Source organism: Streptomyces sp. IBSBF 3136, assembly GCF_036815105.1.
In the GTDB taxonomy this organism is placed as follows: Bacteria; Actinomycetota; Actinomycetes; order Streptomycetales; family Streptomycetaceae; genus Streptomyces.
In genome coordinates, this window is record NZ_JAJSZC010000160.1 from 1 (window position 1) to 18,451 (window position 18,451).

Sequence of the window (18,451 nt, forward strand, 5' to 3'; positions counted from 1 at the left end):
GCCCCGCACCCTCCCCGAAAGGGCGCCCATGCTGCCCGAGCCCCTCCGCGGCCCCGCCTTCTCCTCCTATCCGCCCGAGGACGTCGGCTGGCTGCTGCAGGACCTCTCGGACGTCACCCTGGAGGCGCCGACCGAGGAACGCGAGGAGGCCATCCAGAGCGGCGGAGCCCACTACGCCGAATCACTGCCCGTCGAGTACCAGCCCAGCGACCAGTACCAGCGGCTGTTCCACACCGCCCTCGACACCTCCGCCGCCCGCCTCGCCCAGGCCGTCGGCGTGGTCACCGAGACCGTCCTCGCCGAGCGCTCCCCCCGCCCCGTCCTCGTCTCCCTGGCCCGCGCCGGCACCCCCGTCGGCGTGCTCATGCGCCGCTGGGCCCAGTTCCGGCACGGCCTCGACCTGCCCCACTACGCCGTCTCCATCGTCCGCGGCCGCGGCATCGACGCCAACGCCCTGCGCTGGCTCGCCGCCCACCACGACCCCCAGGACGTCGTCTTCATCGACGGCTGGACCGGCAAGGGCGCCATCACCCGCGAACTCGCCCAGGCCATCGAGGACTTCGAGCGGAAGGAGGGCATCACCGGCTTCGACCCGGAGATCGCCGTCCTCGCCGACCCGGGCTCGTGCGTCCGCACCTACGGCACCCGCGAGGACTTCCTCATCCCCTCCGCCTGCCTCAACTCCACCGTCTCCGGCCTCATATCCCGCACCGTCCTGCGCGCCGACCTGGTCGGACCGGACGACTTCCACGGCGCCAAGTACTACCGCGAACTCACCGGCGCCGACGTCTCCGTGCCCTTCCTCGACGCCGTGTGCGCGCACTTCCCCGACGTCACCGACACCGTCGACGACGCCGTGAAGGACCTCATGGCCGCCGACCGCACCCCCACCTGGGCAGGCTGGCAGGCCGTCGAACGGATCAGCGAGGAGTACGGCATCCACGACGTCAACCTCGTCAAGCCCGGAGTCGGCGAGACCACCCGCGTACTCCTGCGCCGCGTCCCCTGGAAGATCCTCGCCAAGGCCGGCGCCGGACCCGACCTCGACCACGTACGCCTGCTCGCCGCCCAGCGCGGCGTCCCCGTCGAGGAGGTCGGCGACCTGCCCTACACCTGCGTCGGACTCATCCACCCGCAGTACACCCGCGGCGCCACCGGCGCCGACGGCAAGGCGGTGAACCTCTGATGCCGGTACTCGTCGCCAGCGACCTCGACCGCACCCTGATCTACTCCTCGGCGGCCCTCGCGCTGACCATGCCCGACGCGCGGGCACCCCGGCTGCTCTGCGTCGAGGTCCACGAGAGCAAGCCCCTGTCCTACCTGACCGAGACCGCGGGCCAGCTCCTCACCGACCTCGGCGACAGCGCCGTCTTCGTCCCCACCACCACCCGCACCCGCAAGCAGTACCAGCGCATCAACCTGCCCGGCCCCCAGCCCGCCTACGCGATCTGCGCCAACGGCGGCCACCTCCTCGTCGACGGCGACACCGACCACGACTGGCACACCGCCGTCCAGGCCCGCCTCGCCGACGAGTGCGCGCCCCTGGACGAGATCCGCGACCACCTCACCCGCACCGCCGACCCCGTCTGGGTCCGCAAGCACCGCGTCGCCGAAGACCTCTTCGCCTACCTCGTCGTCGAACGCGAGCTGCTGCCCGAGGACTGGGTGAAGGAACTGGCCGTCTGGGCCGAACCCCGCGGCTGGACCGTCTCCCTCCAGGGCCGCAAGATCTACGCCGTACCCGGACCGCTCACCAAGAGCGCCGCCGTCCGCGAGGTCGCCCGCCGCATCGGCGCCGAACTCACCCTCGCCGCCGGCGACTCCCTGCTCGACGCCGACCTGCTGCTCGCCGCCGACCGGGGCTGGCGCCCCGGACACGGCGAACTGGCCGACAGCGACTGGCACGCCCCGCACATCAGCGCGCTCCCCGAGCGCGGAGTGCTCGCCGGGGAGCGGATCGTCCGGGAGTTCCTGCGGGCCGTCCGGCAGCGGACCTGACCCGCACCGCCGGGATCAGCCGCAGCAGCCTCCGCCGCAGCAGCCGCCGCCGCCCCCGCCCGCCCGGGGCGCCGGGGCGGGCGCGGCCGACGAGCCGCCGCCCACGGCCACCGTCGACAACAGCTTCACCGTGTCGTCGTGGCCCGCGGGGCAGGCGGCGGGAGCGGAGGACTCCGCCATGGGACGGCTGAGTTCGAACGTGTCGCCGCAGGTCCGGCAGCGGTACTCGTAGCGAGGCATGCGCACAGGTTAACCGGCCCCGCGCCCACACCGCAGGGCACGAGGCCGGTCACCCGCTCACTCACTCCGGCCGGTCGATCTCACTCCTGCCGGTCCCGCCCGACGTGCCGGGCAGCGGCATCGTCACCGGCGGCACACCCGACTCGTGCTCGAGCCCCGGCGGCTCGGTGTCCCGGTCGGGGTGCCGGGCACGCCAGTACGGGTTGTCGTACGGCAGCACCGACCCGACCCGGCCGTACATGCCGAACGTCATCAGCAGCAGCCCCACCACGAAACTGAACAGCACGTTCTGGATCCGGAACGCCAGGAAGTTGTTGGGGGTGTCCAGCAGACCCAGGAACAGGAAGCCGTTCAGCAGGAACAGCACGCCGAGAACCATGTTCAGCGTCGACGCGAAGTTGCCGCCGATCGCCATGCCGACCAGCAACAACGCACCGATGCAGATCGACAGCACACTCAGCGTGCCGTTGCTGTTCAGGCCGGCGACCGAGTTCCCGCCGGTGTCGAAGAAACCGATGTGGTCGATCAGGCCCAGAATGCCGAAGGCGACCAGGAACCCACCGATCAGACCGGCACCGATCCGGTACACCAGGTTCAGCCGGTGGTCGACGGGCAGATGCTCGTCGAACCGGATCCGCCGGCGCGGGCGTGCGTGTACGTGTGTGGCCATATCCGCCTCCCTCGGGCGTTGAGCGGAGGCCATCCGTCCTCTTTCAATATCCGCCCGCCCCGCACCACCCGGCAACACACGGGGCTCAGCGCCCGCCTCCGCGCTCCTCCCGGATCTGCCCCACCACCCGGGCCACCGCCTGGCGCACCGCCTCCGTCTCGGTCAGGAAGTGCCAGTAGTCCGGATGCCGGCCCTCCAGCCCCGCGACCGCACCGTCCAGCCGCGCCACCGCGTCGTCCAGCGGCCGGGCGTGCCGCGGGTCCGGAGTCGTACGACCGGTCATCGCCAGCCGCTGGGCGTCCCGGATCGCGAACCGGGTCCGCTCGATCTCCCGCTGCGGATCCTTCTGCACCGCGTTCAGCCGGGTCAGCCGGTCACCGGCGGCCGACACCGCCTCGTCCGTCGCGTTCAGCAGCGCCCGCACCGTCGACAGCAACGACGTGGCGTCCGCCCAGCGCTGGGCGTCCCGCGCCGCCCGCGCCTCGCGCAGCTTCAGCTCCGCCTGCCGCACGTTCTCCGCGGCCTGCGCCGGCACCTGCTGCAGATCCTGCCAGCACGCGGCAGCGAACCTGCGGCGCAGCTCGCTCAGCACCGGATCGACCTGCCCCGCCCGGGTCGTCAGCGCCTGCGCCCGGGTCCGCAGACTCACCAGCCGGTGATCGATCTCGGCCGCCTTCTCCGGCAGCCGCTCCGCCTCCGCCAGGATCGCCGCGGCCTCCCGCTGCACCCGCTCGGCCCGCTCCAGCGTCTGCGGCACCCCGTGCCGGCCGGCTCCCTGGTTCAGCCGGGTCAGTTCCGGCGACAGCGCCGCCAGCCGCGCCGCCAGGTCATCGGCGCCCAGACCCCGCTGCCGTACCGCGTCCAGCGCGTTGCTCGCGCCCAGCAGCGCCTGACGCGCCCGCTCCACGGCCGGGGCGAGCCGGGCGAGCTGGGTCTCGGCCTTGCCCAGCAGCGGCCCCAGCGAACTGCCGAACCGGTCCAGCTCCTGCTTGACCCGGACGAGTTCGTCCTTGGCCGCGGTCAGCTCCGTGCGCGCCCGGGCCGCCACCGCGGCCTCCAGATCGTCCCGATCCAGGTCATGGGCGTCCACTGCCTGGATGTACCGCTGACTGACCTCGTCGATCCGCGCGCCCAGAGCGTCGAAGTCGGCCACCGCCCGCCGTGCGGCGGGGGAGTCGTCGACGGCCGTGATCGTCTCCACCGAGATCCGCAGATCCCGCTGGGCGGTGTCCAACTCGTAGAACGCGGCGGCCGCCGCGTCCTTCGCCGCCTGCGCCTCGGCCCGCTGCCCCTCCGCCCGCCCGCCGAACCAGCGCCGCGTACCACCACCGGCGAACGCCCCCGGCAGCAGGAGCACGGCCAGCGCCGGCAGAGCCATCAGCGTCAGGGTGTCCCGCAGAGCCGAGGACGCGCCCCGGGCCCTGGAGGTCGACGGCGGGTACGACCGCGTCGATGGCGTGCCCGGTGTCCCCGTCACATCCCTCTCCCGTGCTGTGATCCGCCGTGGGTGCTGTCATTCTCCCACCCGGGTAGGACGAACACACGGGGCGGTCAGTTCGGTGCGGGGACCGGGAACTCCGCGGCCGGCGGGCCGTTCGGGTTTGCCGCGCACCGCCATCGGCCATGTAGGCTGTCGACTCACCCTGGGCGATGTTCCCGGGGAGAAACGGGTGCGTAGCTCAGGGGTAGAGCGCCTGCCTTACAAGCAGGATGTCGGCGGTTCGAAACCGTCCGCGCCCACGTTCAAAAAGCCCCCGGCCGGGTCGGTCGGGGGCTTTCTCGTGTCAGGCCGCGGGGTCAGGGTCCTTCCGGGGACGATTCCTCGTGGGCGTGCTTCAGTCTCGTGCGGGCCTCGACGCGGTCCGCCGTGGCGACCTCGGCCCAGAAGCGGTGGCCGCTGACGAACACCGCCAGTTCGTGCTCCCGGCGGCGCAGCTTCTCCACCTCGGCCTGCTCGTCGGCCGTCCAGCCGGGGGACGCGGGCCGTTCCACCTTGCGCCAGCCGTTGTCGTCGCTGAAGCCGTCCGCCGGCTCGACCGACCAGGGCAGCCGCTTGAGCAGGGCCGACAGCTCGGCCCGGACCTGATGCAGCTCCTCCTGGCCGGCGCGGAGGTCACTGGGGAAGTCATAGGTCGTAGCCACGCGGCAATGGTACGCCTGTTCGATTTTGAGTGGCGAGTTCGGATGTGAGGTTCACGCGAACGAGTGTTCAAGTCCCGTAGCTGACGCGGGGCCGTCCTCGGGCGCCCGGCGCCGCCCCGGTGGCCGCTGAGCCAGCGGGGCCGCGGGTGCTCAGTGGCCGGCCGCGCGCAGTTCCCGCACCAGACGGACCGTCACCGGCACCGGCACCCCGTGCCGGTCCGCCGCGCGCAGCAACGCCCCGCCGATGGCGTCGAGTTCGAGCGGGCGGCCGGCCTCGGCGTCACGTTGCATGGAGGACCTGGTGGACGCCGGGAAGGCGTCGAAGCGGGCCAGGGCCCGGGCCGGGTCGGCGGGGGCGCCGCAGGCCCGGCTCACCGCGGCGGTCTCGGCGACCGGCGACTCCAATTCCTCGCGGTGGAGGGCGCGCGCTTCGCCGACGGGCAGGCCGTAGCGGGTGGTGAGCAGCGCGAAGGGAGCGAGGAAGGCCAGCTTCGCCCACAGGGCCGCCGTCTCGTCCTCGAGGACGCGGGTGGTCACGCCCGCGTCGGTGAGCACGGCGGCGAGCGAGTCGAGCCGGGGATGGGGCACGCCGTCACCGGCCAGGTCGATCTCCGCGAAGGGGCTGCCGTGGTCGATCACGCCGGGGGCCGTGCGGGTCGACTCCACGCGGACGACGCCGGGGCGACGCGGTCCGGGCGGTAGCGGGCGCGCAGGGCCGCGGGGTTCGGTGGCCGCCTTCGGCGTGATCCTTCCAGGGCGGTGCGGTCTGCGTGAGACTGGGGGCATGTGCCGGAGTATCAAGACGTTGCGTCCGCCCGTACTGCCCGAAGAGGCCACCGAGGACGAGATCCGCGCCGCCGCGCTGCAGTACGTGCGGAAGGTCTCGGGGTTCCGTGCCCCCGCCGCCCACAACCGCGAGGTGTTCGAACGGGCCGTGGAGGCCGTGGCACAGGCCACGGCGGAACTGCTGGACGGCCTCGAGGTGCGGGGGCGGTCCGTGCGGGAGGCGGAGGCGGAGGCGGAGGCGGGGTAGTGCGGTCCGCCGGGGCGGGTGCCTCGGAGGGCCGCGATTGCCCCCGACCGCTTGCGGGCGGTGCGTCGGCTGCCCTGGCCGTCCCCGGCTGCTTGTGGGCGGTGCTTCGGGTGGGCCGACCGTCCCCGGCCGCTTGCGGGCGGTGCTTCGGGTGGGCCGACCGTTCCCGGCTGCTTGTGGGCGGTGCTTCGGGTGGGGCGACCGTCCCCGGCCGCTTCCGGGGTGGTGCGCCGGGGGCTCCGGCGCCTGCGTGTGGGGTTCGGGCGGTACCGGGGGTGCCCGGTGCGGTGTGTGGGGCGGCTGCCGGGGCGTCCGTCCAGGCGTGTATCCGGTCAGGTTTTCGGGTGCCGATGCGCCGGCACGGGGTGCCCCACGTGCGGCTGGGGTCGGCTCGCTGCCGCGAGCGGAGGCGGAACCATGGCCAAATGTTGAACTTGCAAGCACTGATTAGGTGCGCCTAACCTGGGTCCCTCGTTTCGGTACCGCCGCCCCCACGACCGGCCCGTCCCCGGCCGGCCCGACCGCACCGAAGAGGAGACCCCTCGTCATGTCCGCACGCCTCGATTCCGCTCAGCCCTACGTCCTCGGGCTCTTCCGCGTCGTCCTCGGCCTGCTCTTCGCGGTGCACGGCGCCGCCTCGCTCTTCGGCGTCCTCGGCGGCGCCATGGGCACCGGCGGGACGATCCCGTCCGGCACCTGGCCCGGCTGGTACGCGGCCGTGATCCAGCTGGTCGCCGGTGGCCTCGTCCTGCTCGGCCTCGGCACCCGCGGCGCCGCGCTGATCGCCTCGGGCTCGATGGCGTACGCCTACTTCGACGTGCACCAGCACACCGCGCTGTGGCCCATCCAGAACGGCGGCGAGATGTCGGTGCTGTTCTGCTGGGGGTTCCTGCTGCTCGTCTTCACCGGCTCGGGCGCCTTCGGCCTCGACCGGCTCCTGGCCCGGCGCACGGCGGCGACCCGCCGACCGGCCGCCGAGCAGACCCCGATAGCGGCCTGACCGGCCCGGCGTGACGGCGCTTCTCCCCGGACGGCGGGGAGGGGCGCCGTCGCGGTGTCCGGGCCCGGTGGAGCCTCGTGCCGCCGTCGTGACGGCCCGTGCGGCCCCGGCGGTGAAAACCCCGTTCGATCACATGTGCCCCCCATGGCCCCTCTGTCACACCCTCGGCGTACGCTGTATGGCTGTCGTCGGGGGAGCTACGGGGGAGTCGGAGTGCTGGAGAGCCTGGGGTCACTGGCCGCCGGCCCATGGATCTACGCCATGGTGGGCCTGTCGGTGCTCCTCGACGTGTTCGTGCCGGTGCTGCCGAGCGGGGTGCTCGTCATCACGGCGGCCACCGCGGCCGCCGCGGGGTCCAGCGCGGCGGGTCATGTCCCGCACGACGTGCCGGACATCCTCGCCCTGACCCTCTCCGCCGCGACCGCCTCGGTCCTGGGCGACCTGGTGGCCTACCGGCTCGCCTGGCGGGGAGGTGAGCGCCTGGACCGCGCGATAGCCCGGTCCCGCCGGCTGACCGCCGCGCAGGAACGCCTGGGTGAGGCGCTGGCCCGGGGCGGCGGCGCCCTCGTGGTGCTGGCCCGCTTCGCGCCCGCCGGCCGCTCGGTGGTCTCCTTCTGCGCGGGCGCCGCGCACCGCCGCGCCCGTGACTTCCTGCCCTGGTCCGCGCTGGCCGGCCTGTCCTGGGCCGGCTACAGCGTCGCGCTCGGCTACTTCGGCGGCCGCTGGCTGGGTGCCACCTGGCTGGCCGCCGGGGTGTCGGTGGTCGCGCTGTTCGGGGCGGGGGCCGCGGCCGGGTTCCTGGTGCGGCGCAGGCCGGCGTAACCGTCCTGGTGACGGCGCCGCCCTCCGCGACCGGGCGCACGCCGCGGTCGGGGAGGGCGGTGGGGTGAACGGCGACGTGCGGGCGGCGACGTCCTGGCGGCGGCCGAACGGCGGCCGTCGAGAGGTCCGCCGCGTCAGCAGCTCGCCAGGTAGTTCGTCAGCGCGGTCTTCTCCGCGGAGTCGACCGAGAGGTCGTAGTAGTACTTCACCTGCACCCAGGCGCGGACGTAGGTGCAGCGGTAGGCGGTGCGCGACGGCATCCAGGTGGCCGGGTCCTGGTCGCCCTTGGCCTGGTTGACGTTGTCGGTCACGGCCAGGAGCTGGGGCCGGGTGACGTCGTTGGCGAAGGACTGCCGCTGGGCGGTGGTCCACCTGCTCGCGCCGGAGTCCCAGGCCTCGGCGAGCGGGACGAGGTGGTCGATGTCCAGGTCGGAGGCGGCGGTCCAGGTGGCGCCGTCGTACGGCGAGTACCAGCTGCCGCTGGTGGCGGCGCAGGCGGAGTCGGTGACGACGTTCGTGCCGTCCCGCTTGAGGATCCACTCGCGGGTGTTGCAGGTGCCGGAGATGGTGATCCAGGTCGGGAACAGGTCACGGCTGTAGCCGGTGCGGTTCTCGGTGGCCACGGTCAGCTGGGACAGGTAGCTGCGGGCGGTGGCGGCGCTCACCGGCGTGGGGAGGGCGGCGGAGGCGCTCGGGGAGTTGAACAGGGCGACGGAGGCTATCAGGCCCGTGAGGGCCGAGAGTATGCTCAGCCGTCGACGCGCGTAGAACCTGGACATGCGAACTCCCTTGCGGGGTGGGGGTTTTGGGCGCGAGCGGGGGAATGCTCGCGGTGCGGTGTTGCCGGGGGGTGAGCGCTCGGGGTGAATCTAGTGACGTGTGCATGACACGACAAGGTTCACTGCGGAACTTTCACGTCCCGTACCATGGGGGGCGCAGAAGGGGAGTAGCTCTTCGCCGGACCGTCGACATACTGCTCAGCCAGCCTGAGCCGGCGCCCGGAGGCGGATCCCGTACGGGCCGCCAGCGAGACCTTCGGCAAGCAGTGCACGCGCGTGCCCCTCGGCACGGGCGCAGAGTGTGCTGCCATGCCGAGGTGTCGCATGTGACGTTCAGCACTCTCGGTGGGGCAGCCCCGACCGATTGAGGGACCTTGCTCAGCATCACCGTGACGGCGCTCGTCTTCGGCGTCATCTTCCTCGCCGAACTGCCGGACAAGACCGCGCTCGCCGGCCTCGTCCTCGGCACCCGTTACCGGGCCTCGTACGTATTCGCGGGCGTCGCCGCCGCCTTCCTGCTGCATGTCGTGCTCGCCGTCGCGGCCGGCAGTGTGCTGACCCTGCTGCCCCAGCAGATCGTGCACGCCATCACGGGCGTCCTCTTCCTCGCCGGCGCGGCCGTGCTGCTGCTGAAGAAGGGCGAGGAGGAGGAGGAGATCCGCAAGCCCGCCGACCAGTCCTTCTGGAAGGTGGCCGGCACCGGCTTCATGCTCATCCTGGTCGCCGAGTTCGGTGACCTGACCCAGATCATGACGGCCAACCTCGCGGCCCGCTACGACGACCCGATCTCCGTCGGCCTGGGCGCGGTCCTCGGCCTGTGGGCGGTGGCCGGGCTCGGCATCGTCGGTGGAAAGGCCCTGATGAAGCGGGTTCCGCTGCGCCTGATCACGCAGATCGCGGCGCTGCTGATGCTGGCGCTCGGCGTGTGGAGCCTGTACGAGGCCGTCGCCGGCTGAGCGAACAGCGGGTGAACGCTCGCCCGGGGCGGTGGCGCGATCCCGTCCCCATTTTGTACCGTAGAGAAACAAAGTGGCCCCCGCCCGTTTTCCCTGACCGGCGGGCGGGGCCGCCTTGTCCCGTACTTCCTGTCTGGAGCTGCCGATGCCGGCTACCGTCCTCACCGCCCGCGCCCTCCTGCTCGACATGGACGGCACCCTCGTCAACTCGGACGCCGTGGTCGAACGCATCTGGCGGCGCTGGGCCGAGCGGCACGGCCTGGACGGCGATGAGGTGATGAAGGTCGTCCACGGCCGGCAGGGCCACGCCTCGATGGCGGTGCTGCTGCCCGACCGGCCGATGCGGCAGAACCTCGCCGACAACGCCCGCATGCTCGCGGAGGAGACCGCCGATCTGGACGGAGTGATCGAGGTGCCCGGCGCCGCCGCCTTCCTCGCCTCCCTGCGCGGCCTGCCGCACGCCCTGGTGACCTCCGCCGACGTCGCCCTGTCCACCGCCCGCATGGCCGCCGCCGGACTGCCGCTGCCCGAGGTCCGTGTCACGGCGGAGTCGGTCGGCGCGAGCAAGCCGGACCCGGAGGGGTTCCTGAAGGGCGCCGCCGAACTCGGCGTCGCCCCCGCCGACTGCGTCGTCTTCGAGGACTCCGGCGCCGGCGTCGCGGCGGGCAGGGCCGCCGGGATGCGCGTCGTGGGCGTCGGCCCGCGGGCCGGTGCCCACGGCCCCGACGTGGTCGTCCCGGACCTCACCCACGTGCGGGTCGAGGCCGCGGCGGACGGCGCGATACGGCTGCACCTGGGCGCCCGCCCGGCCTGACCCGCTCCGTCGCCGGAGACCTCGGGCCGGCCCGGCGGCGCGCGGGCCGGGCTCAGGGCTGGGTCGTCTCAGACTCCAGGCTCGCCCTCGTGGCCGGGCCGTAGACGCCGAGGTCGTCGGCGTCGATGCCGCGGGCCCACTGGTAGTTGCGCACGGCGTCCTGCACGGGGCGGGTGAAGACGCCGGTCACCTGGTCGCCGTACAGGTTGAGCTGCTTCAGGCGGAGCTGCAGCTCGGTGACCTCGGGGCCCTCGTCGCCCAGCCGCAGCACGGGGGGCCCGCCGGTGGGCGCCGCTTTCGGACTGCCGGTCGACGGGCTCGGCGAAGCCGGGTGGGACGCGCCGCGGGAGACCGTGGGCGACGGGGACGGCGAGGAGCGGGTGGGCGACGGCGTCGGCTCGGCCGGCGGGGTCGGGCGCGGCGGCGCCGTGTGACGCGGAGCGGGCGACGCGGGCGCCGACGACGTGGCCGTCGCCGTCACCTCGGGCACGCTCTGCCGCACCTCCTGGGCCACCCGGTTCCGCGACGGCTCGTGGTACGAGAGCAGCCCGCTCGCGACCCCGGCCGCCGCCACGACCACGACCCCGGCCGCGGCGGCCGACAGCAGCACAGCACGCCTGGGACGGCGCCGCGCTTCCCCTCCGGCCCCCGCGCCCGGCTCCCGCCCCGGCGGCAGGGGGTCGGCACCGCCCGGCCCGCCGGGCCCACCCACCGGCCCCGGCGGCGGCACGGCAGCCCCGGCGGTCGTCGGCGGCCGCGTGCGGTCCCCTACGGGCGGCGCGGGACGCGTTGCGTCTCCGGCGGTCGGCACTGGACGCGGCGGGTCTCCGGCGGGCGGTACTGGACGCGGCGGGTCTCCGGCGGGCGGCACGGGACGTGTCGGGTCTCCGGCGGTCGCCACCGGGTGCGTCGGGTCATCGGCGTCCGGCAGGGGGCGGGTTCGCCGCCCGGAGCCCGACGTCCCCCGCGTCTCGCCCTGCGCCCGTGCCGTCGCCTCCTCGGCTGCCGGCAGGGGACGCGTCGCCGCCTCGGCGCCCGGTACCCCGCGCGTCCCGTCCTGAGCTCGAGCCGTCGCCTCCCCGCCTGCCGTCGGCGGGCGCGTCCCGGCCCCGGCCCCCGCTGTCCCGCCCCCGGCGGTGGGCAGTGGACCTGTCGTGTCCTCCGTGACCTCGACGTACGGCCGGATGCGCAGGGGGTCGAAGTCCTCCGCCGCTGCCGCCTCGGCCGTGCGGGTCTCGCGCAGGGCGTCCGCGGCGCGGCGGGAGCAGTCGCAGGACGGGGTGTGGTCCGGCCCCCTCGGCGCACCGCACTCCGGGCAGGTGAGGCCCGTCGGTTCCGTCACGCGTCGTCCCCTCCCCTCGGGAAATCCCGAGTTTATGCAGACGTCCTCCACATCCGCCCCGGCGGAACACGCGGCGAACCGGCCAGACAGGGAACTCAACAGGCCAGGTACGGCCGCACCGCCCACGATGGGAGGTGTGCACCCGAGCCCCGGGAGGTCTTCATGGCCCTGGACACGCACGGTACGGCGAAGGACGCGCGGGCCGACGAGCACGTCGCCGGCAACGTGTTCGTCTCGATCGGCGCCCTGCTGCTCGGGTTGCTGCTCGCCGCGCTCGACCAGACCATCGTGTCGACCGCGCTGCCCACCATCGTCAGCGACCTGGGCGGCCTCGAGCACCTGTCCTGGGTGGTGACCGCCTACCTGCTGGCCTCGACCGCCGCGACCCCGCTGTGGGGCAAACTCGGCGACCAGTACGGGCGCAAGAAGCTGTTCCAGACCGCGATCGTCATCTTCCTGATCGGGTCCGCGCTGTGCGGCATGGCGCAGGACATGCCGCAGCTGATCGGCTTCCGGGCGCTGCAGGGCCTCGGCGGCGGCGGGCTGATGGTGCTGTCGATGGCGATCGTCGGCGACATCGTGCCGCCCCGCGAACGCGGCCGCTACCAGGGGCTGTTCGGCGCCGTGTTCGGCGCGACCAGCGTGCTCGGGCCGCTGCTGGGCGGCCTGTTCACCGAGCACCTGAGCTGGCGCTGGGTGTTCTACGTCAACGTGCCCGTAGGGATCGTCGCGCTCGCCGTGATCGCCACCGCCCTGCGCATCCCGCGCAAGAGCGCCCGCCACGTCATCGACTACCTCGGCACCTTCCTGATCGCCGCGGTCGCCACCTGCCTGGTGCTGGTCGCCTCGCTCGGCGGGACGACCTGGCGCTGGGGTTCGCCGCAGATCATCGGGCTCATCGTGCTGGGTGTCGTCCTGGCCGTCGCGTTCGTCGGGGTGGAGAGCCGGGCCGCCGAACCCGTGCTGCCGCTCAAGCTGTTCCGCATCCGCACCTTCACCCTGTCCGCCGTCATCAGCTTCATCGTCGGCTTCGCCATGTTCGGCGCGATGACGTACCTGCCGACCTTCCTCCAGGTCGTGCACGGTGTCTCGCCGACCGTGTCCGGTATATACATGCTGCCGATGGTGTTCGGCCTGCTGCTGTCCTCCACCGCCTCCGGGCAGATCGTCAGCCGCACCGGCCGCTGGAAGGTCTTCCCGATCGCGGGCACCGCCGTCACCGCCATCGGGCTGCTCCTGCTGCACCGGCTCGACGAGCACAGCTCGACCGCCGAGATGAGCGTCTACTTCTTCGTCTTCGGCCTGGGCCTCGGCCTGGTCATGCAGGTGCTCGTGCTGATCGTGCAGAACGCGGTGTCGTACGAGGACCTCGGCGTCGCCACCTCGGGCGCGACCTTCTTCCGCTCCATCGGCGCGTCCTTCGGCGTCGCCATCTTCGGCACCGTCTTCGCGAGCCGCCTCGCCGACAAGCTCGCCGACGCCTTCCGCGGGGTGCGGCTGCCGCCCGGCGTCTCGGCCGACGCGCTCAAGGCCGACCCGCGCGGCATCGCCGCCCTGCCGGCCTCGCTGCGCACACCGGCCCTGCACGCCTTCGCGTCCGCGATCACCGACGTGTTCCTCTACGCGGCCCCGGTCGCCTTCCTGGGCTTCGTCCTGGCGTGGTTCCTGAAGGAGGACCGGCTGCGCGGCTCGGTCACCGCGCCGGACCTCTCCGAGACGATCCCGCCCAACCCGGTCGAGCGTTCCTCGAACGACGAGGTGCGCCGCGCCCTGTCCGTGCTGGGCACCCGCGAGGGCCGCCGGGAGATCTACCGGAAGATCACCGAGCGGTCCGGGAGCGACCTGCTGCCCGCCGCCGGCTGGATGCTGCTGCGCATCCGCAAATTCGGCTCGGTGGAGCCGGGGATGCTCGCCGAGCGCACCGACGTCCCCATGGAGGTCGTCCTCGCCGCGGAACGCCAGCTGGAGGAGCGGCGCCTGGTCGCCCGCGAGGGCCTGGACGTGACGCTCACCGACACCGGCCGCCAGGTCGCCGAACGGCTGGCCCTGGCCCGCGAGGAGTCCCTGGCCGAGCTGCTCGGCGACTGGTGGCAGCCGGGCCGGTCCACCGACCTGGCGCAACTGGTGCGGGACCTCTCGGGTGAGCTGTGCGGTTCGGAGAGCGAGCGGCCGCACACCGTCACGGCGCGGGACGCCCGTTGACGGCTTCGCCGGCCCGCAGATCCTTGCGGAACCAGTGCTCGGCGTACGGGTCGTCGTTGTGCGGTCCGGTCTCCGCGTAGCCGAGGCGGGCGTACAGGGCCCGGGCCTCCACCAGGTCGCCACGGGTGTCGAGGATCATCCGCTCCGCCCCCAGGGCGCGGGCCGCCTCCTCGGCGGCGGCCACCAGGAGCGCGGCCCCGCCCCGGCCGCGCATCGCCTCGGGCACGAACACCCGGGTGAGTTCGGCGGTTTCCGCGTCGAGCAACCGGACGCCCGCCGATCCGGCCGGCTCACCGGCGTACCGCGCGATCAGCAACTCGCCCTTCGGCGGGGCCAGTTCCGCGCCGGTCCGGGCGGCGATCGCGCGCTCCAGCTCGGCCGGGTCGGTGCGGCGCCCCTCGTGCAGCAGGTACCAGCGGTCGCTGACCTCCGTGTAGTACGCCCGCCACAGTGCGCGTGCGGTCGGCGAGTCGTACGGCTCCGGGGCTACGGTCCATGTCATGCCGGTCATTCTCGGCGGCCCAGGCGGACCCTCCGCAACCGGAAAAGGAGCGCTCGGGGACCGGACGGCCGCCGGCCGCCGCGCCGTCCGCCGACCGGCGGCCGTTTGTGGGCCGTGTTCCGGGTCACACGAAGGGAGAACCGGCCAGCGGGGCCGGTCCGATCCGGAAGGCAACCATGTCCACAGGCATGATCATCGCTGTCATCGTGATCGTGGCGGCCGTGGTCCTCGTCGCCGCCCTTCTGACTCTGCGCGCCCGCGGCCGACACGGCGGGCCGGACCTCAAGAGGCGCTTCGGGCCCGAGTACGAGCGTACGGTCGCCCGGCACGACGGGGACACCCAGGCCGCCGAGCGCGAGCTGGCCGAGCGGCTCGAACGCCACGGCGCACTGCGGGAGCGCCCGCTGGAGCCCGCCGAACGGGAACGGTACGCGGGCCGCTGGACGGCCGTGCAGGAGCGGTTCGTGGACGAGCCGCGGGAGGCGGTGGCCGAGGCCGACCGGCTGCTCGCCGAGGTCGCCGGCGTCCGCGGCTACCCGGACGGCGGACGCTACGAGGAGCAGCTCGCCGCGCTGTCCGTGCACCACGCCGACCACGTCGACGGCTACCGCCGGGTCCACCGCGTCGCCCAGGACGGGGCGGCCGGCGAGGCGAACGGTTCCGGGGCCGGTACCGAGGAGCTGCGGACGGCCCTGGTGGAGGCCCGCGCTCTCTTCGACGACCTGATCGACAGCGTCGGGACGGCCGCCCGGCACCGCACCGACGGCCACGCCCACGCGGGCGCCGCCGCCGTCGACGGCGACGGCGGCCGTTCCGGCACCACCGGGACCCGCCCCCACGCGTGGTCCTTCAGCAAGAGCCACCCGAAGGAGAGCTGAGCCATGGCCCAGGACAGGGAGAGCGGGCCGGGCCGCGAGCGGTACCCGGCCGGGGAGGGCGTCTCCGGAGCGACACGGAGGCCGGACGACGAGCGACGGCCGGGTGACCGGCTCCCTGGGGAGCCGGTGGCACCCGAGCGGCTGTCGGCCGAGCCGGTCGCGGGCGGCCGGCGGCCCGTCGAGCCGATACCGGGCCCGGGCGGCCCGGCCGAGGTCGACGACCCGCGCGCCGCACGCCGCACGGACGACGACTACGCCCCGGACGACGGCTACGCCCGGGCCGACACGGCGGCGGACGAACGGTACGGCCACGACCGGCACGACGCGTACGACCGGAGCGGCGGTGAGGGTGTGACAGCGGGGGAGCGGGAAGGCCGTGCGGGCACGACGCCGGACGACCGCTACGACGGCTGGTCGGCCGCCGCGGACGACGTGACCGGCGCGGCCGGTCGCGCCACGGAGGCCCGGGACGCCACGGACGCCCGGGACGAGACTCGGATGCGGACGCGGGGCGACGGGACGCCGGGCACCGCGGGAGCCACCCCGGGCACCACTGGAGTCACCCCCGGAACCGGCCGGGAGGACGTCGCCTCGGGCGGCCGGATGCCCGACGACGGACTCGGGGCGCCCTCGTCCGGTGAGCTGAGCGGACGTGAGGCGGCGACGACGAACGGCCGGGGCACGGACAGTTGGCCGGCCGCGCCCGCCGGGGGTCGCGGCGGTAAGCGGGAGACGGGCGGGAGCGCCCCGCTGCTGCCGCACGAGGAGTCCGAGCGGTGGGAGTCGATGCTGCGCCGGACGGCCGCGGGGTTCGTGGACGAGCCCCGGGCCGCGGTGGAGGAGGCCGACCGGGAGCTCGAGGAGATCGCCGCGCGCTTCAGCGAGGCCGTGACGCGCCGCCGCCGCAGTCTGCGCATGTCGTGGCAGGACGAGGAGGGCGGGCCGGCCCGCGAGGCCGACACCGAGCAGCTGAGGCTGGCCCTGCGGGACTACCGGGAGCTGGCCGGCCGGCTGCTGCACCTGTGAACGCCCTGCGGCCGACGCACGCGTGAGAAGAACCAGGGCCCGCCGCCGCGGCGGGCCCTGGGCGTGAGCTAGGCGTCCGTGACCCGGGCGTCCTTCGCCGCCGCCCGCAGCCTGCGCCACTCCTGTACGACCTCTTCGACGTCGTAGGGTTTCTTGCCCAGGGGCGGGCCGGGCGGCGGCTTGAACATCATGTCGCGGATCTTCACGTTGACCTCGGTGATGATCTGCCTGACGGCCCGCTCCGAGGGGGCCGCGTAGGCCGCCGCGAGGGCGTCCTCGGCCTCCTTGCGCAGAGCCAGCGCCGGCGGCAGCACCGCCAGACCCTCGCGGGCCATCTTCCGCTTGACCCACCACAGTTCGTCGTACGTGGAGTCGAGGTCCGCGGGCAGCGGCTCGCCCGCCCCCGCCAGCCGCTCGAACTCGCCTCGGCCCTGCGCGTCGCGGATCTGCTTGTCGACCCACGACTCGAACGGGACACCGGGTGGCTTTCGCTCGGTCATGAGCCCATTGTGCCGGACGCGGCCCGGCCGGGCGTTTTATCATGCGGCGGCGGTACCGCCGTCCGGCCACCGCACGATGCCGGCGACGGCGGTGTCGCGACAAGGACGTCTGGTGGCGTCGCAGCTTCTTCAGGGGGAACGCACGTGCTCGAACTGACCATGGCCACCGTCTCCGGGGCCGACGCGGGGGCCACGGCCGGTATGACGATGGCCGATGCGCCCAGCGAGCCGGGCGCCGTGCTGCGGGTGGGCCGGGACGCGGCCGTGTGCCGGCTCGTCACGCCCGAGGACTGGCTGTTCGTCTCCCGGGTCCACCTGGAGTTCCAGTGCGGCGCCGACGGTGTCTGGCAGTTGTCCTGGCTGCGCGGCTCGCAGGCCGAGCCGTCCGCCGAAGTACGGCTCATCGTCGGGGAGTACGCGCAGACCGTGGCCTACGGCGGGGCGGTGCAGCTGCCCCGCGGCGGCTCCGGCGAGGTCGTCGTGCAGGACCGCACCGGACCGCGCAGCGTCAACGTGGGCTTCTACCACGAGGCGTGAACCCGGCCCGGCGGCCTCAGCCCAGCACCCGGGCCAGCGCGAAGCCGTCGTAGCCCTTGCTGCCCACCGTCTGGACCGCGGTGCCGGTGAGCCGGGGGTGGGAGGCGATCAGGTCGATGGCGGCGCGGGTGCCGACGATGTCGGGGGCCGCGCTGTCGGCGTCGATGATCCGGCCGCCGCGCACCACGTTGTCCAGCACGATGAGGCTGCCCGCGCGGGAGAGCCGGAGCGCCCACTCCACGTAGTGCCGGTTGTTCTCCTTGTCCGCGTCGATGAAGACGAGGTCGAAAGGGGCCGGGTTCTCGTCGGCGAGCTTGGGCAGCGACTCCAGGGCCGGCCCGACCCGCACCTCCACGATCCGCTCCAGGCCCGCGCGGGCGATGTTGCGGGTCGCCACGTCCGCGTGCTTGGCGTTGTACTCCAGTGAGATCAGCCGGCCGTCGACGGGCAGCGAGCGGCCCAGCCAGATCGTGCTGTAGCCGCCGAGGGTGCCGATCTCCAGGATGTTGCGGGCGCCCTGGATCTGTGCGAGCAGTTGCAGGAACTTGCCCTGGGGCGCGGTGACCGCGATGTGCGGCAGCCCGGCGGCCTCGCTGTCGCGCAGGGCCGCCTGCAGCGCCTCGTCGTCCGGTGCCAGATGGCTGCTGAAGTAGAAGTCGACGTCGTCCCAGAGCTGCGAACCGCTCATGCGCCTGCTGCCTTTCCCGAGTGTCCGTCCGTCCACATGAATGGTCTCAGCCGAGGGGCGCGGACGGGGTGACCGGCGAGGAGAGCGGCACGGGCGGCGGGGCGGCACCGGCCGCCGGAAGCGTCGTACCGAGGGCCGGCGCGGCGGCCGCGACCGCCGTGGGCAGGGCGCCGCGTGGCGTCAGCGGCGGGGCCGGTTTCCCGGCGGTCGGGCGCGGCTCGTGGTCGACGGCCACCCGCCGGACCGGGGTGTCGCGAGCGTGCGGCGCGGCGCGCCGAGGTGAGTGGTCACCGGGGACGCGCGGGGCGGGGGAACGGCCGGG

20 protein-coding genes, 1 tRNA gene and 2 pseudogenes are annotated in these 18,451 nt (G+C 73.9%); 12 read left to right on the forward strand and 11 right to left on the reverse strand.

Annotation, left to right across the window (positions count from 1 at the left end; genetic code table 11):
* Both V7E45_RS28065 and V7E45_RS28070 read left to right on the forward strand, forming a co-directional pair.
* On the forward strand, positions 1-1,186 hold a 1,186-nt coding region (locus tag V7E45_RS28065; protein ID WP_333776999.1), incomplete at its 5' end, for a cysteine protease StiP family protein.
* Positions 1,186-1,998, forward strand: a complete 813-nt coding sequence (locus tag V7E45_RS28070) for an HAD family hydrolase (RefSeq protein WP_333777000.1) — start codon at positions 1,186-1,188, stop codon at positions 1,996-1,998. The genes V7E45_RS28065 and V7E45_RS28070, both read left to right, overlap by 1 nt.
* A 15-nt stretch (positions 1,999-2,013) precedes the next feature.
* Here the strand turns inward: V7E45_RS28070 and V7E45_RS28075 are convergent, their stop codons facing one another.
* From V7E45_RS28075 to V7E45_RS28085, 3 genes are all read right to left on the reverse strand, one after another.
* A complete protein-coding gene (locus V7E45_RS28075) occupies positions 2,014-2,238 on the reverse strand; it encodes an FmdB family zinc ribbon protein (protein ID WP_043475422.1) in 225 nt (74 codons plus the stop codon).
* Between the two features lie 61 nt (positions 2,239-2,299).
* Positions 2,300-2,908 (reverse strand): DUF4383 domain-containing protein, encoded by a 609-nt coding sequence (locus V7E45_RS28080; protein WP_333777001.1) that lies wholly within the window; start codon positions 2,906-2,908, stop codon positions 2,300-2,302.
* Between the two features lie 85 nt (positions 2,909-2,993).
* Complete coding sequence (locus V7E45_RS28085; RefSeq protein ID WP_333777002.1) at positions 2,994-4,385, reverse strand: hypothetical protein; 1,392 nt, start codon at positions 4,383-4,385, stop codon at positions 2,994-2,996.
* A 191-nt stretch (positions 4,386-4,576) separates the two neighbouring features.
* Between V7E45_RS28085 and V7E45_RS28090 the strand changes: the two genes are divergently transcribed.
* Positions 4,577-4,648: transfer RNA gene (locus tag V7E45_RS28090), tRNA-Val, on the forward strand.
* A 57-nt stretch (positions 4,649-4,705) separates the two neighbouring features.
* On the opposite strand, the gene V7E45_RS28095 is transcribed toward V7E45_RS28090, so the two are convergent.
* Together V7E45_RS28095 and V7E45_RS28100 are read right to left on the reverse strand one after the other, a co-directional pair.
* Complete coding sequence (locus tag V7E45_RS28095; RefSeq protein ID WP_333777003.1) at positions 4,706-5,050, reverse strand: hypothetical protein; 345 nt, start codon at positions 5,048-5,050, stop codon at positions 4,706-4,708.
* 150 nt (positions 5,051-5,200) lie between these two features.
* A pseudogene (locus V7E45_RS28100) lies at positions 5,201-5,775 on the reverse strand (ketopantoate reductase family protein); the annotation flags it as partial.
* 59 nt (positions 5,776-5,834) lie between these two features.
* Between V7E45_RS28100 and V7E45_RS28105 the strand changes: the two are divergent.
* The 3 genes from V7E45_RS28105 to V7E45_RS28115 all read left to right on the forward strand — a co-directional run bounded on the left by V7E45_RS28105 (position 5,835) and on the right by V7E45_RS28115 (position 7,905).
* Complete coding sequence (locus tag V7E45_RS28105) at positions 5,835-6,083, forward strand: DUF2277 domain-containing protein (RefSeq protein WP_333777004.1); 249 nt, start codon at positions 5,835-5,837, stop codon at positions 6,081-6,083.
* 547 nt (positions 6,084-6,630) lie between these two features.
* The gene (locus tag V7E45_RS28110) at positions 6,631-7,083 is read left to right on the forward strand and encodes a DoxX family protein (protein WP_333777005.1); all 453 of its coding nucleotides are present in this window, start codon (positions 6,631-6,633) and stop codon (positions 7,081-7,083) included.
* A gap of 213 nt (positions 7,084-7,296) precedes the next feature.
* Positions 7,297-7,905 carry a DedA family protein gene (locus V7E45_RS28115; RefSeq protein WP_333777006.1) on the forward strand — a complete coding sequence of 203 codons (609 nt, stop codon included), beginning with the start codon at positions 7,297-7,299 and terminating at the stop codon, positions 7,903-7,905.
* Positions 7,906-8,039: 134 nt separating this feature from the next.
* On the opposite strand, the gene V7E45_RS28120 is transcribed toward V7E45_RS28115, so the two are convergent.
* Complete coding sequence (locus tag V7E45_RS28120) at positions 8,040-8,684, reverse strand: HNH endonuclease family protein (RefSeq protein ID WP_333777007.1); 645 nt, start codon at positions 8,682-8,684, stop codon at positions 8,040-8,042.
* Positions 8,685-9,058: 374 nt separating this feature from the next.
* On the opposite strand from V7E45_RS28120, the gene V7E45_RS28125 reads away from it, so the two are divergent.
* Entirely contained in the window at positions 9,059-9,640 is a 582-nt protein-coding gene (locus V7E45_RS28125; RefSeq protein WP_333777008.1) for a TMEM165/GDT1 family protein, read from the forward strand.
* A 145-nt stretch (positions 9,641-9,785) separates the two neighbouring features.
* Entirely contained in the window at positions 9,786-10,454 is a 669-nt protein-coding gene (locus V7E45_RS28130) for an HAD-IA family hydrolase (protein WP_333777009.1), read from the forward strand.
* A 52-nt stretch (positions 10,455-10,506) separates the two neighbouring features.
* On the opposite strand, the gene V7E45_RS28135 is transcribed toward V7E45_RS28130, so the two are convergent.
* On the reverse strand, positions 10,507-11,064 hold the full coding sequence (locus tag V7E45_RS28135; protein WP_333777010.1) for a peptidoglycan-binding domain-containing protein: 558 nt from the start codon (positions 11,062-11,064) through the stop codon (positions 10,507-10,509).
* Positions 11,065-11,958: 894 nt separating this feature from the next.
* On the opposite strand from V7E45_RS28135, the gene V7E45_RS28140 reads away from it, so the two are divergent.
* The gene (locus V7E45_RS28140; protein WP_333777011.1) at positions 11,959-13,998 is read left to right on the forward strand and encodes an MFS transporter; all 2,040 of its coding nucleotides are present in this window, start codon (positions 11,959-11,961) and stop codon (positions 13,996-13,998) included.
* On the opposite strand, the gene V7E45_RS28145 is transcribed toward V7E45_RS28140, so the two are convergent.
* Positions 13,976-14,500, reverse strand: a complete 525-nt coding sequence (locus V7E45_RS28145) for a GNAT family N-acetyltransferase (protein WP_333777012.1) — start codon at positions 14,498-14,500, stop codon at positions 13,976-13,978. The two genes, V7E45_RS28140 and V7E45_RS28145, sit on opposite strands and share 23 nt — an antisense overlap.
* A gap of 176 nt (positions 14,501-14,676) precedes the next feature.
* On the opposite strand from V7E45_RS28145, the gene V7E45_RS28150 reads away from it, so the two are divergent.
* Both V7E45_RS28150 and V7E45_RS28155 read left to right on the forward strand, forming a co-directional pair.
* Positions 14,677-15,378: a hypothetical protein gene (locus V7E45_RS28150; protein ID WP_333777013.1), complete on the forward strand. Its 702-nt coding sequence runs from the start codon at positions 14,677-14,679 to the stop codon at positions 15,376-15,378.
* Between the two features lie 3 nt (positions 15,379-15,381).
* Complete coding sequence (locus V7E45_RS28155) at positions 15,382-16,404, forward strand: hypothetical protein (RefSeq protein WP_333777014.1); 1,023 nt, start codon at positions 15,382-15,384, stop codon at positions 16,402-16,404.
* 68 nt (positions 16,405-16,472) lie between these two features.
* Here V7E45_RS28155 and V7E45_RS28160 read toward each other — a convergent pair whose 3' ends face one another.
* The gene (locus V7E45_RS28160) at positions 16,473-16,904 is read right to left on the reverse strand and encodes a J-domain-containing protein (protein ID WP_333777016.1); all 432 of its coding nucleotides are present in this window, start codon (positions 16,902-16,904) and stop codon (positions 16,473-16,475) included.
* A gap of 144 nt (positions 16,905-17,048) precedes the next feature.
* Between V7E45_RS28160 and V7E45_RS28165 the strand changes: the two genes are divergently transcribed.
* On the forward strand, positions 17,049-17,441 hold the full coding sequence (locus V7E45_RS28165) for a hypothetical protein (RefSeq protein ID WP_333777017.1): 393 nt from the start codon (positions 17,049-17,051) through the stop codon (positions 17,439-17,441).
* A gap of 16 nt (positions 17,442-17,457) precedes the next feature.
* Here V7E45_RS28165 and V7E45_RS28170 read toward each other — a convergent pair whose 3' ends face one another.
* Positions 17,458-18,129: an O-methyltransferase gene (locus V7E45_RS28170; RefSeq protein ID WP_333777018.1), complete on the reverse strand. Its 672-nt coding sequence runs from the start codon at positions 18,127-18,129 to the stop codon at positions 17,458-17,460.
* A gap of 46 nt (positions 18,130-18,175) precedes the next feature.
* Positions 18,176-18,451: pseudogene (locus tag V7E45_RS28175) on the reverse strand (hypothetical protein); the annotation flags it as partial.